18 protein-coding genes are annotated in these 13,472 nt (G+C 53.5%); 14 read left to right on the forward strand and 4 right to left on the reverse strand.

Features of this window, described 5'->3' with window-relative positions:
• Positions 1-4: 4 nt before the first annotated feature.
• The 4 genes from JNC80_RS10245 to JNC80_RS10260 all read right to left on the reverse strand — a co-directional run bounded on the left by JNC80_RS10245 (position 5) and on the right by JNC80_RS10260 (position 4,600).
• Entirely contained in the window at positions 5-1,078 is a 1,074-nt protein-coding gene (locus JNC80_RS10245; protein WP_376710256.1) for a DUF2336 domain-containing protein, read from the reverse strand.
• Between the two features lie 186 nt (positions 1,079-1,264).
• Positions 1,265-1,813, reverse strand: coding sequence for a DUF1254 domain-containing protein (locus tag JNC80_RS10250; protein WP_083646817.1), 549 nt, complete (start codon positions 1,811-1,813; stop codon positions 1,265-1,267).
• Entirely contained in the window at positions 1,810-2,394 is a 585-nt protein-coding gene (locus JNC80_RS10255) for a DUF1214 domain-containing protein (protein WP_198013273.1), read from the reverse strand. Before JNC80_RS10255 ends, JNC80_RS10250 begins: the two co-directional genes overlap by 4 nt.
• Positions 2,395-2,497: 103 nt before the next feature.
• Positions 2,498-4,600, reverse strand: coding sequence for a transglycosylase domain-containing protein (locus JNC80_RS10260; protein ID WP_370627123.1), 2,103 nt, complete (start codon positions 4,598-4,600; stop codon positions 2,498-2,500).
• 435 nt (positions 4,601-5,035) lie between these two features.
• Here JNC80_RS10260 and JNC80_RS10265 point away from each other — a divergent pair, with 435 nt between their 5' ends.
• From JNC80_RS10265 to JNC80_RS10330, 14 genes are all read left to right on the forward strand, one after another.
• Entirely contained in the window at positions 5,036-5,500 is a 465-nt protein-coding gene (locus JNC80_RS10265) for a hypothetical protein (RefSeq protein ID WP_376710257.1), read from the forward strand.
• Positions 5,442-6,779, forward strand: a complete 1,338-nt coding sequence (locus JNC80_RS10270) for a DNA-packaging protein (RefSeq protein WP_445482807.1) — start codon at positions 5,442-5,444, stop codon at positions 6,777-6,779. Before JNC80_RS10265 ends, JNC80_RS10270 begins: the two co-directional genes overlap by 59 nt.
• A gap of 30 nt (positions 6,780-6,809) precedes the next feature.
• Positions 6,810-8,033: a phage portal protein gene (locus JNC80_RS10275; RefSeq protein WP_376710258.1), complete on the forward strand. Its 1,224-nt coding sequence runs from the start codon at positions 6,810-6,812 to the stop codon at positions 8,031-8,033.
• A complete protein-coding gene (locus JNC80_RS10280; RefSeq protein WP_376710259.1) occupies positions 8,030-8,401 on the forward strand; it encodes a DUF6107 family protein in 372 nt (123 codons plus the stop codon). The genes JNC80_RS10275 and JNC80_RS10280 overlap by 4 nt, the downstream gene beginning before the upstream one ends.
• A complete protein-coding gene (locus tag JNC80_RS10285) occupies positions 8,388-8,894 on the forward strand; it encodes an HK97 family phage prohead protease (RefSeq protein WP_376710260.1) in 507 nt (168 codons plus the stop codon). Before JNC80_RS10280 ends, JNC80_RS10285 begins: the two co-directional genes overlap by 14 nt.
• A gap of 63 nt (positions 8,895-8,957) precedes the next feature.
• Entirely contained in the window at positions 8,958-10,229 is a 1,272-nt protein-coding gene (locus tag JNC80_RS10290; RefSeq protein WP_376710388.1) for a phage major capsid protein, read from the forward strand.
• 105 nt (positions 10,230-10,334) lie between these two features.
• Positions 10,335-10,898 (forward strand): head-tail connector protein, encoded by a 564-nt coding sequence (locus tag JNC80_RS10295; protein ID WP_376710261.1) that lies wholly within the window; start codon positions 10,335-10,337, stop codon positions 10,896-10,898.
• A complete protein-coding gene (locus JNC80_RS10300) occupies positions 10,895-11,242 on the forward strand; it encodes a phage head closure protein (RefSeq protein ID WP_376710262.1) in 348 nt (115 codons plus the stop codon). Before JNC80_RS10295 ends, JNC80_RS10300 begins: the two co-directional genes overlap by 4 nt.
• An 87-nt stretch (positions 11,243-11,329) precedes the next feature.
• Complete coding sequence (locus JNC80_RS10305) at positions 11,330-11,497, forward strand: hypothetical protein (RefSeq protein WP_225687363.1); 168 nt, start codon at positions 11,330-11,332, stop codon at positions 11,495-11,497.
• Entirely contained in the window at positions 11,494-11,925 is a 432-nt protein-coding gene (locus tag JNC80_RS10310) for a DUF3168 domain-containing protein (RefSeq protein ID WP_376710263.1), read from the forward strand. The genes JNC80_RS10305 and JNC80_RS10310 overlap by 4 nt, the downstream gene beginning before the upstream one ends.
• Before the next feature lie 3 nt (positions 11,926-11,928).
• Positions 11,929-12,342 carry a phage major tail protein, TP901-1 family gene (locus JNC80_RS10315; protein ID WP_022710014.1) on the forward strand — a complete coding sequence of 138 codons (414 nt, stop codon included), beginning with the start codon at positions 11,929-11,931 and terminating at the stop codon, positions 12,340-12,342.
• Positions 12,339-12,689, forward strand: coding sequence for a gene transfer agent family protein (locus JNC80_RS10320; RefSeq protein WP_075654558.1), 351 nt, complete (start codon positions 12,339-12,341; stop codon positions 12,687-12,689). The genes JNC80_RS10315 and JNC80_RS10320 overlap by 4 nt, the downstream gene beginning before the upstream one ends.
• 17 nt (positions 12,690-12,706) lie before the next feature.
• Positions 12,707-12,895 carry a phage tail assembly chaperone gene (locus JNC80_RS10325; RefSeq protein WP_376710264.1) on the forward strand — a complete coding sequence of 63 codons (189 nt, stop codon included), beginning with the start codon at positions 12,707-12,709 and terminating at the stop codon, positions 12,893-12,895.
• Entirely contained in the window at positions 12,892-13,461 is a 570-nt protein-coding gene (locus JNC80_RS10330; RefSeq protein ID WP_376710265.1) for a phage tail tape measure protein, read from the forward strand. The genes JNC80_RS10325 and JNC80_RS10330 overlap by 4 nt, the downstream gene beginning before the upstream one ends.
• Positions 13,462-13,472 lie beyond the last annotated feature (11 nt).

Below are 13,472 nucleotides of genomic sequence, written 5' to 3' on the forward strand. Positions count from 1 at the left end.
CGGGTTATTGTGCTTTTCTATGCGGGATCGTGCCGTCATTATTTGCGGCACTGGTAAAGTTTTCCGATGCATTGTCCGCCAGATCGCGCAACTGGTTGCGCAGACGCTCATTCATATCATCCGCTTTCCAGCGTCTGACAGCTGCTGCGGCCTGTTCAGGGCTGATAGAGCGGTAAATATGGACAAATTCCCGTAATTGTTCACGTTCGCCATGAATTGTACCGAGAACAGCAGTCAGGATCAGATAGGTATCCTGTGCGGTAAGCCCTATGGCTTTCAGCGCCAGCGGCAGCTGGGAATTCGGCCATGAGCCGATAATTGTTTCAGCACGCGCATAGCTGACATCCAGCGCATCGGCCAGTGCGGTGCGGAACATATTGCCGTCAATCAATAGTGCCATATCAATGAGATATTCGGCACGTGCCGGTTGCAAACAGGATGACAGTGACAGTGCACTGAGATTATGCGCAGGCAATGATTGCGTTGCAGCAGGGGCTGTGCGGATTGGTGCAGCCGGTTTGCTCTCAACGCGTTTGTTTACAGGGGCTGCTGAAACATAATGCGCTTCCTGCACCTCCGCTATGCTGTTCTCTACAGCGGCAGGTGCAGTGCTGATAACCGGCTCAGCAGTCAGTGTCTGGCTGATGAGCGGATCATCAAAGCCCTCAAGGATTGGCAATAGCAGCGGATCAACCGGCTGACGGCGCGCAATGATACGGGCATGGGACAGGCCGTGCTGGCCGGTAATGTCAATGAGATCGGCAGTTGTCAGGACAGGGGAGCGCAGCAATAGCGGTGCAGCGACTTCAATACTGTCATTGGCAAGGGCCAGAACCAGCTTGCGCGGGGCAACATCATGCTGGGCAAGAATAGCTGAGACCTGACGGCGGGCACGCGGCGTGGCTGTTTCCAGCAACGGCAAAGCCAGATCTTCAAATTGCTGGCTTTCATAGCGTCCGGGACGGGTGAGGGACGTAAAACCTGCCACGGCAGCAGCCAGCAGATCATCGGTCTTGTGGTGTGCGGAATGACCACTTCCGGATAATATTTCCAAAGCGCGGAATTGATCGGTGGTCACGCGTATTTACCCCTTACGCCTACACAACACAGACAAAAATACACCTCTCCTCGCTGAAAACATAAGGAGAGCTTTCTGCACTTTAAGGGAGAACACTTAGCAATGAATTAACCATCGGCGCGTTGATGGTAATTTACTGACCTGTAAATCAAATATTTTTCGGAAGATGGTGCATCGCAGGAGATTTTAATTCTCTATTGAAACGCTCATACATTCTGCAGATTTAAGAAATTCACCGACCTCATCCCGCCATGTCGCATCGGGCTCGAAGACCCGCAAAACCGCAATCGCTTCATTAACAGACTGGGTGATAAGCACTGATTGTTCCAGTTGCTGCGGAATGCTTTGTTCGAGCAGGATTTTCTGCAAAGGCGAGACAAGCAGCAGATCGGTTGTTGGTGACACCTGATCATTAAGGCTGAAAGTGATATCGCCTGTATGATTGTAAATCGCCAGCGACCAGAACGGCACTTTACCGACAGCGCTGATATGGACCGGTCCGTTGGTCAGATCAAAGCGGCATGCAGCACTGCGCATCAGCGGATCACGGCGCTTTGCCCAGTTCGCGCCTTCCAGCCTGTGAAAACTTTCTGCGGGGCCGAGTGCTTCCACGCGTTTCCACAGGGTTTCCGAAGCATCATCAGGCACAAGCAGTATAATCGCAATATGAACGATGGCTGCGCCAATGAGACCGAGAGTAATGGCATAGAGAAACTGCAACAGCGAATGTCTCATCGTCCGGCTCCTTTGCAGCTGCCTTCTGCCAAAGTGAGTGCCGGCATTTGCGGATTTTCAAAGCCGATAGATGTGCCCAGATCGGTATCATACAGGGTCATCACCAGTTGATAGGGGCGCGATGCATTGATCGCCAGCCAGTTTCCCGATTGTGCCGAGGGAGAAACGGCGATGAGAAAACTTGAATCATGCTGATACCAGATCATCTGGCTATGCAGTTCCTGCGGAAGCCCTTGCTTTTGCGCGAGCGGCAGATCGTGCAAATCGCTGGCATAAAGCGTCCAGAAACGGGAGGCGGGGGCTTTGCCCTGTAAATGATAGGTGCAACGCGGATCAAGTTTTGCGCCGTTCACATCATGCCTCAGAACAAAGCGTTGGCCTTCGGCAGCACCCAGCGGCAGCAATGCGGCGCGGCTGCGTTGCGCACGCGCATAGGGGTCAGCATCCGCACTGCCATAGAGCGGCGAGGCATGCCATTGTCCGATTGTGAGCTGATTGAAACCTTCAAAATTATTGAGAGCATAAAGCGCACTGGCTGCGCCGCCCGCCAGAGCAATCAGGCAGGTTAATACTGTCAGCAATATGGTTCTTAAATTGCTCATGGAGAATCTATAAAACACGTCCGGTTAAAATTGCCTGTCATTATCAGGGGACCGGATCAAATGGCCGGTTCATTTCAATGAATCAGAGTGACGATAAAGTCGTGCGAATCCGCTGCGGTGTTTCATAGGTGCGGAATTTCTCGTTCAGACTGCGCATAAAGCGCGTCGTTTCCGAGGACAGAACACGCGGATAATCCGGAACTGTGTTTGGCAGTTTTTCACCGGTGCCGCTGCTCTGTGCTACCAGTTTCGGATCAGCTGGCTGTGCCGGTTTTGGGAACGGATTGCTGATGCCCGGAATTGGTTTCAGGTCAATATTCTGATGCGCCTGCATCATCATCATCTGCCATGTCATAGCAGGGATAATACCGCCGGTCAGATTATTCATCGGTGCATAACTGTCATTGCCGAACCAGACCGCCGCCGTGTAATTGCCGGTATAACCGACAAACCATGCATCACGATAGCTCTGAGTGGTGCCGGTTTTTCCCGCGACGCGGGTCATAGGCAAAGCCGCACGCCGCGCTGTACCACGTTCAGGCACCTGCACCAGCATGGAGTTCATTTCTGAGGCGGCCTTTTCAGACAATACGCGCTTAGGTTCCGGTGTATCGCGTTTAAAGTCCCAGAGAATTTTACCAGCCGGATCGGAAATCTGCACAATACCATGGCGCATGCCTGCAAAGCCGCCATTGGCAAAAACGCTGAAGCCGGTGGCCTGATCCATCACTGTCATGCCGGAGGTGCCAAGCACCATGGTTTTATGGTCGGAAATTTCCGATTCAATGCCCATGGCTTTGGTGAGGGCTACAATCGGCTTTGTTGTCAGATAGTCTTTGGCAAGGCGCACCGGCACCGTGTTGTAAGACTTGACCAGAGCGGTTGCGAGATCGACACGGCCTGCAAAAGAGCGGCCGTAATTGCGCGGCATCCAGTTACCCCATGCAATCGGCGCATCGGAGACAATCGTATTCGGTGTCAGACCCTTTTCCATAGCAACGGCATAGACATAGGGTTTGAATGATGAACCGGCCTGACGGAGCGCTTTGGTTGCACGGTTGAACTGGCTTTCACCATAATCGCGCCCGCCGACAATTGCCCGCACCGAGCCGTCATCGGCAATCACCACGGTGGCTGCTTCTGTCACTTTATATTCAGCACCATATTGGCGCAGGTGAAATTCAATCGCATCTTCCGCAGCTTTCTGGATATTCCGGTCAAGCGTGGTACGCACTACCAGATTATGCTGCGGGATGGTGCGGGTGATTTTCTTCACCTCGTCAAAAGCCCAGTCCAGAAAATAATCGGGGTTTTCACCCTTCGCGCGGTCAACAACACTCGCAGGATTGCGTCGTGCATAAGCCAGTTGGCCTTCGCTCATAAAGCCCGCATCGGCGAGATTGGACAGCACGACATTCGCGCGTGCACGGGCAGCGGGCAGATTGACATGCGGTGCATATTTCGCCGGTGCTTTGAACAGGCCGGCCAGCATTGCCGCTTCTGCCAGAGAAACATCTTTGACGTTTTTGCCAAAGTAGAATTCAGAGGCTGCTGCAATACCAAAGGTTCCGCCGCCCATATAAGCGCGGTCGAGATAGAGCTGCAGAATTTCCGTTTTGCTTAAGTTAGCTTCCAGCCAGAGCGCGAGAAAGGCCTCATTGATTTTGCGTTTCAGCGTTCTTTCATTGGAGAGAAACAGGTTTTTCGCCAGCTGCTGAGACAGGGTGGAGCCGCCCTGAACCACGCCATTGGCACGCATATTCTGAGTAAGCGCGCGGCTTAAGCCCCAGAAATCAATGCCGATATGCTCATAAAAACGGCGGTCTTCCGTTGCCAGAACTGCTTTAATGACATGATCCGGCAATTCAGCAATCGGCACTGCGTCGCGATGCATGATGCCGCGCTGGCCGATTTCATTGCCATAGCGGTCAAGGAAAGTGACAGCATAATCATCCTGCGCACGCCAGTCTTTCTTGGTTTCCTCGAATGCAGGCATAGCCAGAGCAAGCAGAACAACACTGCCGAGAACGCCAAGCGTGAAACCCTCATCGGCGATTTCTACAAACAGACGTTTCCAGCCGCGCACGCGGAATTTGCGGGAAAAAATAGTGGCGCTTTCCCAGAAAGCGGAAAAATGTGAGCGTAATTTATACAGGCTGCTGTCCAGCCAGGCATCAATAGCCATCAGAAACGGGCTGCGGGTCAGGCGGCGCGTTTTTCTGGTCTGGTCATTTTTGTCAGCCTGTTTGCTCATAACCGAAAAATAACCCGTTTTACTCGCTGAAAGAGGGGCGATAATGTCCCATTCTAGCACATCCTTATGAATGGCCAATAAAGCAGAAGTGCCAATGAAGGGTTTAAAATTATGCTTAACGAATAAACCTATTATCTCAATGCGATAAATATTTCGGTAAAATTGAATGTGAAGCAATCAGCTTCAAAAGCAGAAAAATAGGAATTTTATCCTTGACGGCGTGACGGTGTTGAAGTAGGTTTTATATACAGTCAGAGAAGTGTGGCTGACAAAGATGACAAGGCGTGGCATGTGGTGCTGCGCTTTTTTTATTTGTGCCATTTGTAACCGGTTATGCGTTTCACAGAGAACGGAGCCGGTCAAACCATGCCGGAAAACTCGGAAGAAATACAAGCGCTGCCAAATGCTTCGCTGGAGCGTTTGCAGGCGGTGTATCGTTTGCAGCGGCGTTATCAGATAACTGTGCCGGACATGGCTTTTCTCTTGAGTGTGAAGCCGGAGATTTATAGCAGGCGTTTGAAACGGGCAGGGTTGGATTGCTCTGCTGTCAGTTTGCCGGTGCTGGATATTGAAGATCTGCTGATTAAAATTAATGCGGAATTGCAGAATTTCTCCAAAGCGGAGGGGTTGCCGGAAAAGAGTGCTGTAGAGGCGCTGGCAGCATTGGCAAAAGCCGTGAAAAGCATCAGCGAGCTTTCCAAAGAAACGCGTGTTGAACCGCTGAGTGATAAGCATGACAACGGAAATGATGATCGCGGTGTGACGCCGGAGGATGTGCGTGAAGCTCTCAGCATCATCAGCGCCAGAATTACCGAACTCAGAGCTGTTTAAATTTCTGTCTGACGCGGGTGTCGATGAACAGGCCATTGTTGCGGTGAGCAAAGAATGGCTGTTTCAGGGGCGGCTGGCGCAATTGCCTGTGTTTCAGAGACAGGATTGGCGCAGTTGGGTGATTATGGGCGGGCGCGGTTCGGGCAAAACCCGTGCCGGTGCCGAGTGGATCAGCGGCATGGCGCGGGGGCTGGCGCCTTTCTGTGACAGAGCTTGCGGTAATATTGCTTTGGTGGGGGAAACACTGGCCGATGTGCGCGAGGTGATGGTTGAAGGGCCTTCCGGTATTCTCTCCGTATCACGTTTGCAGCGGCCACGGCTGGAAAGTACCCGTCGCAGACTGGTTTGGGAAAGCGGGGCGGTGGCTTCGTTCTATTCGTCAGAAGATCCGGACAGTTTGCGCGGGCCGCAATTTTCTGCGGCATGGTGTGATGAGCTGGCGAAATGGAAAAATCCGCAACAGACATGGGATATGCTGCAATTCGGTCTGCGGCTGGGAGACAACCCGCGTCAGGTGGTGACAACCACACCGAAAATGCAGGCGCTGTTGCGTGATCTTTTGAGCGATCCGGCAACGATCATGACCCATATGCGCACGGATGAGAATGCTGCGCATCTGGCACCGGCTTTTCTGTTAGCCATGCAGCAGCGTTATGCGGGCACGGCCTTGGGGCGGCAGGAATTGGAAGGTGTTCTGATTGCTGATCGTGAGGATGCGCTGTGGTCGCGGGAGCAATTGGAGGCGTTACATGATCCGCAAGCTCCGGAATTACAGCGCATTGTTATTGCGGTTGACCCGCCTGCGACTTCAACCAAAAATTCCGATGCCTGCGGGATTATTGTCGCCGGACTGGATGCCGATGGTTTGGCTTGGGTGCTGGATGATGCCACTGTGCAAGGCGTGAAGCCCCATCAGTGGGCTGCGCAGATTGTGCAGTTCTATCATCGCTATCAGGCCGATCTGGTGGTGGCGGAGGTCAATCAGGGCGGCGACATGGTGATGGCGGTGATTCATGCGCAGGATGCATCAGTCGCGGTAAAAGCAGTACGGGCACAGCGGGGAAAATATCTGCGTGCCGAGCCGGTGGCAGCACTCTATGAGCAAGGGCGTATTCGCCATGCACGCCGTTTTCCGGAGCTGGAAGATGAGATGTGTGACTTTGCCGTCAACGGCCTGTCGTCAGGCCGCTCACCGGACAGGATGGATGCGCTGGTCTGGGCGCTGCATACGCTTTTGCTTCAGGACACACATAAGCCGAGAATCCGGCAGCTTCGATAAATTTCATAATTAAGGTCGAGTGAGGTGAACATGGTTCGATCATGGGCTTGGTCATGGCCGTGGCGGCATAGTGCTGCCCAAACACAGGAGCAGAAAAGCGCACAGGTGCCTTCTGTAAAAATGCAGCAGGGTTTTGTTGCGCTGCATATGGATGCGCAGGCACGCTGGACAAGCCGCAATTATATGGCGCTGTCGCAGCAGGGTTTCATGCGTAATCCGATTGTGCATCGCTGTGTGAAAATGATCAGCGATGCAGCAGCCAATGTGCCGCTGTTGCTCTATCAGGGAGAGACGGAGCTTGAAGATCATCCGCTGCTGAAATTGCTGCGTGCGCCTCATGAAGGGGCGAGCGGTTCCGGCTTTTTTGAACAGCTTTACGGGCATTTGTTGTTATCCGGCAATGCCTATATCGAGCGGCTGGATTATGACGGGCAGCCAAAGGAGCTGCACCTGCTGCGCCCTGAGCGGGTGACCATTGAAAGTGACAGTAACGGCTGGCCGCAGACTTTGCTTTATCGCAATAATACGGTCAGCCGCCGTATCAGCCTGAATTCAGGTTTTGAGTCCGGATTGTCTGCACGGGCATTGCATTTGCGGCTGTTCCATCCGCTGGACGATCATTACGGTTTTCCGCCTTTGGAAGCGGCTTCTATGGCACTGGATATTCACAATGCCACAGCAGCATGGAACAAGGCTTTGCTCGATAACTCCGCACGGCCTTCCGGTGCTCTGGTCTATGCGCCGAAAGATGGCGGGAATTTAAGCGAAGAGCAGTTTGACCGGCTGAAGACCGAGCTGGAGGAAGGCTATACCGGTGCCGGTGGGGCGGGTAAACCGCTGCTGTTGGAAGGCGGGCTGGATTGGAAAGCCATGGGACTGTCGCCCAAAGATATGGATTTCATTGAGGCCAAGCATGTGGCCAGCCGCGAAATCGCGCTGGCTTTCGGCGTGCCGTCGATGCTGCTCGGTATTCCCGGTGATAACACCTATGCCAATTATGCCGAGGCCAATCGTGCTTTCTATCGGTTGACTATTCTGCCGTTACTGACGCGAACAGCGCAGACACTGAGTAACTGGCTGTGTCCGCAATTTGGCGCGGATCTGCGACTTGAACATGACCATGACCGCATTGACGGGCTTGCCGAGGAACGCGAAGCCTTGTGGCGGCGCATTGGTGCAGCGGATTTCCTGAGTGATGCGGAAAAACGTCAGGCCGTTGGCTACTCTGCTGAGCCGGAAGGAGGGGCTATATGAACCTGTTCAACCAGCCGGATGCACTCACGCAGGAACAATGGATATGGCTCGCCAAAATCACCGGCGCGGTGAGCGGTTCGGCCGTTTCACTGGCCTATATGTTGCCCAAAGGAAAACGCGAGGCGGCAGTGCGTTTCGCAGTTGGTTTGATTTGCGGCATGATTTTTGGCGGGGCAGCCGGTGTTAAAATCGCAGAACAACTGACTTTGAGTAATAGTCTCGGACAGGCGGAGCTGATGTTGATGGGCTCTGCCGCTGCAAGCTTTGCCGCATGGACAGCGCTCGGTTTTTTCAAACGCTTTACCGACCGGCTGAAAAATCAGGTTGGTGGTTCCGTCCGGCAAGAGGGGGAGCATGATGAAGGCTAAGGCAGATCGGCCTCTATGTTTCAGCGGTTATGCCAGCCTGTTTTCACTCACTGATCTGAGCGGTGATATTATTGAGCGCGGTGCTTTCGCCAAGTCCCTGCGACGGGGTGGTAGTGTTCCAATGCTCTGGCAGCATCAGGCCGATAATCCCATCGGCATCTGGACAAAAATCGCAGAGGATCAGCGCGGTCTTTATGTTGAGGGGCAGTTAACGCAAGGTGTGGCGCGTGCCGATGAAGCTTGGCAGTTGATATCCGAAGGGGCGCTGGACGGTTTGTCGATTGGCTTTCGCGCTATTCGCAGTAAGAAGTCAGCCTCAACCGGAAAGCGGCATATTCTGGAAGCCGAGCTTTGGGAAATCTCGCTGGTGACTTTTCCGATGTTGCCGCAGGCGCGTGTTCATCCGGTGCAGAGCAAAAATCACGATGACATGAGTTCCGCGCAGATTATCCGCCATGCGGCGGCCAGTCTGAAAGCGCAAACTTCTTTTTGAAACCTCCGTCCGGTCGGTTTGTACCGTCTTTTTACACCAAGCCCGAAGGGACAGGAAATGACGATCAAACATAAAGCAACAGCCGCTCAACCGCAGATGCTGGAGATTAAGGCGCTGAACAGCCAGCAGGAAGTCGGGCAGGCTTTTGGTGAGTTCATGCAGGCCTTTGAGGGCTTTAAACAGGCCAATGATGAGCGCCTGACCCAGATTGAAAAACATGTCGGGGCTGATGTTCTCACTGTTGAAAAGGTAGAGCGTCTCAACCGTGCAATGGATGAGCAGAAGGCGGCGCTGGATCAATATGTGCTGAAACAGGCGCGTCCTGCGCTTGGTGGTGAGACACGTTCACCGCTCGGTGGTGTTGTGCAGGAGCATAAACAGGCTTTTGATACTTATGCCCGCCGAGGTGATGAGCAGGCATTGCGCGGGCTTGAGCAGAAAGCGCATTCCTATGGTTCGGGGCCTGATGGCGGTTATCTTGTGCCGTCTGAACTGGAAACTGTCATCGGTACACGTCTGGCCGCACTTTCTCCGGTGCGTGGACTTGCAACTGTGCGGCAGGTTTCCGGCGCTGTACTCAAAAAGCCGTTTTCCATCAGTGGTCCTGGTACCGGCTGGGTTGGTGAAGAGGGCGCACGCCCGCAGACCACCAATGCCAAACTTGCCGAGCTGCAATTTCCGACGATGGAAATTTATGCCATGCCTGCGGCGACAGCCAGCCTGCTGGATGATGCGGCGGTGGATGTGGAACAGTGGATTGCCGCAGAGGTTGAGACAGCTTTTGCCGAGCAGGAAAGCGCTGCCTTCATCAATGGTGATGGTGTGAACAAGCCACATGGTTTTCTGGCCTATGATACGGTTGATGAAGCGTCATGGGCATGGGGTAAACTTGGTTGCCTGAAGACGGGCGTTGCCGGTGCCTTACCTGCTTCCAGCCCGTCCGATTTGCTGATTGATCTCGTCTATGCGCTGAAATCCGGCTACCGCCAGAATGCCCATTGGATGATGAACCGTAAAACCCAGTCGGCGCTGCGCAAGCTCAAAGACAGCAATGGCAATTATCTCTGGCAGCCTCCGGCGTCTCTTGGGCAGAAGGCTTCCTTCATGGGGTTTGGTCTGGTGGAAGCGGAAGATATGCCGGATATTACAACCGACAGCACACCGATTGCCTTTGGTGATTTTGCCCGTGGTTATTTGATTGTTGATCGCATTGGTATCCGCGTGCTGCGTGATCCGTATTCTGCCAAGCCTTACGTGTTGTTCTACACCACCAAGCGTGTCGGCGGTGGTGTGCAGGATTTTGACGCGATCAAACTACTGAAATTTGCAGCCTGAATTTGCTGGCGAGGCGGTTTTGCTTGGCCTTTGCAAAGCGCATGAATCATTCTGTCAGAGAGTGATTTTATCTTACTGAATCTATTATAAATTACAGGAGATAGCATGGTTCTCCATCTTATAGCGCCGCCGGTAAAAGAGCCGGTGACGACAGCAATGCTGCGCGATTTTTTACGTTTGTCACCGGATCAGGAAGAAGAGTTGCTGGAGCGCCTGATCCGCATTGCGCGGGAAGTAATCGAGCAGCATTGCAATCTGGTGATGCTGCCGCAGCGCTGGCTGTTGCAACTCGCCAACTGGCCGCAATCGGGCAGAATTGCCCTCTATAAAGCGCCGGTCATTTCCATTGATAAGGTGCAGGGTTTTGATGCTGATGGTACTGCGGTACTGTTCAATGCCGATGACTGGCGGTTGGATACGGACAGTCGTCCGCAGCGACTTTATCTGCGGCGACCGCAGCATATTACCATTTCCCGCGGGCTGGAAGTTGAGCTGACTGCCGGTCTGGCGAATGAGCCTGAAGACCTGCCCGAAACATTGCGCCATGCCTGTCTGGTGCTGGCGGGACATCTCTATGACAACCGCAATTCTTATGAAACGGTGATGCATAACCTGCCGGATATGGTTGCACAACTCGTAGCACCGTGGCTGCGGCGGGGGCGGCTATGAACCTGCAATTCATTGATGCAGGGCAGTTTAAAACCCTGCTGACTTTGGAAGAAAACCGTCCGCTCTTTGATGAGACCGGCGGCTATCAGGAGCAATGGACGGAAATTGCCACGCTCTGGGGCAGGATTGAGCCGAAGAAAACCGGCAGTCAGAACTTTGCCGGACAAGCCATTCCCCATGTCACTCATCTCATCACAACCCGTTATCGCAGCGATATCGCGGTCTCCATGCGTCTCACGCGTGCGGAGCGGCATTTTACGGTTCTGGGGCTGCACGATCCCGATGAAAGTCAGCGCTATCTCATTTGTTCAGTTAGAGCATTTCCAGATTATCTTGAAATATAGGAAATGCTCTAACTGTTTGTTTTTACGCGTATCTTGATCCGAAAACCGTTTCACACTTTTCGGGATACGCTATAGAGAGGAAATCCGATGAATTTTTCTATGCGTTTTATTTTTGAAGCCTTGTTGCGCACTTTGCGTCTTGTCGGCTTGCAGGCCTGTGAACAGGCGCTCTCCAATAAACGAGATGGGCTGTTTTTGAAAAGCCCTGAACCTAAAGCGCCGCCTGTTCAAACCGAACAGGACAACAAGGGATGAACGGCGCGGCGCTTGTTTTGCAAAAGGCGATATTGGCGTGGCTGCAAGCCGCGCCTTTGCTGATGGAGAAACTGCAAGGGCAGGGCATTTACGATCATGTGCCGCCCCATGCGGCGTTTCCTTATATCAGCTTTGGTCAAAGTCAGATTTACGCCTGGGATACCGATAGTGGCACCGGCGAGGAACACAATCTGGTGCTGCATATCTGGGCGCGTTCCAATGGCCGCAGGCAGGTGCTGGAGCTGATGATGCTGGTGGAAGGGCTGATGGAGGCTTTGGCAAGCAGCCAGCAAAAGCCGGATATTGGCGGTTATCATCTGGTCAATCTGACTTTGCAATCCTCACAGACCCGTAATGACGACTTGCGTGACGGTTACAATGGCCAGTTGCGTTACCGTGCGGTGACAGAGAAAATTGAAGGAGCGTAATTTATGGCAGCTCAGAGAGGTAAAGACCTGTTACTGAAAATTGCAGCGGCAGGTGACACATTTCAGACCTGTGCGGGTTTGCGCAGCAAGCGCATTGCGTTCAATGCCGAGACTGTTGATGTGACAGATGCTGATGCTACAGGGCGTTGGCGGCAATTGCTGGCTGGCAGCGGTGTGCAGCGTGCATCGGTCAGCGGTGCGGGTATCTTCAAAGATGCGGCATCGGACGCACTGATCCGCGCGGCGTTCTTCAATGGTGATATTCTGAACTGGCAGATTATTGTGCCGGATTTTGGCATTGTCAGTGGTTTGTTTCAGATCACCGCGCTGGAATATGGCGGCGCGCATGATGGCGAAGTGACGTTTGAAATCGCGCTGGAATCTGCCGGTCTTATCAGTTTCGGAGCGCAGCCATGATGGTCAATGCCAGACGCGGTGAAATTGCAGCCGTTTTAAATGACAGGGATTGGGTTTTGTGCCTGACACTTGGTGCCTTGGCCGGTCTTGAGGCAGCTTATGAGACTGAGGATTTGTCTGCTCTGATTGCCCGTTTCTCAACAGGGCGTTTAAAATCAGAAGATATGATTCGCATTGTCACCGCAGGTTTGCGCGGTGGCGGTCATGATGTGGCCGAGGATGATGTGGCGGATATGCGTATTGACGGCGGTGCTACCGGCTTTGCGCGACTGGTGACGCAACTACTGGAAGTGACTTTTGGCATGACTGCTGAAAATCCGGAAAACGCAGCACAATCAAAAAATTAGAAGCCGTAATTGAATCAATGTCTTTCCCCTGGGATGCGCTGATGCATTTCGGGATGGGACAATTGCGGCTGTCGTCACGGGATTTCTGGTGTTTAAGCCTGCCCGAGATCAGGGCGCTGAGCCAGTCCATGCGCGGTGGCAGGAAAGCGCCGCCGCGTGATGTTTTAAACACGCTGATGCGGGCTTTTCCGGATGGTGGATCATGAATGATACAGGCACACAACAATCAGTCACGGTTTCGGTTGAGGCGGATACCAGCGGCTTTGACCGTGCGCTGGACAATTTGCAGAAGCGTTCCGGTTCCTTTGGACAGAGCCTGACTTCGGCTTTCAAAAGCGCGGTCACATCCGGCAAAGGGCTGGACGATGTGCTGCGCGGGCTGGCTTCCAATATGGCTTCCATGGCGCTGGATGCGGGGATGAAGCCGTTGCAGGGATTATTCTCCTCGATGTTCTCCGGCTTGATGGGCGGGCTTGGCGGCTTGGGCGGAGTTAAGCCTTTTGCCAAAGGCGGTGTGGTTTCCAGTCCGACATATTTCGGATTGGGCCGTGGATTTGGCGTGGCCGGTGAGGCGGGTGCCGAGGCGATTTTGCCATTGGCGCGTGGCAGTGACGGCAGTCTTGGCGTGGCTATGGGGAGTGGCGGCGGAGGGCGATCCATGCAGATTAATTTCAATATGTCATCGCCCGATGCTGCTTCCTTCAGCCGTTCGGAAGCGCAGGTCAGTGCCATGCTGGCGCGTGCAGTGCGCCATGGCACCAGACGTATGTGAAAGGGCGCATT

Source organism: Pseudochrobactrum lubricantis, from assembly GCF_041929865.1.
GTDB classification, from domain to species: domain Bacteria; phylum Pseudomonadota; class Alphaproteobacteria; order Rhizobiales; family Rhizobiaceae; genus Pseudochrobactrum; species Pseudochrobactrum saccharolyticum.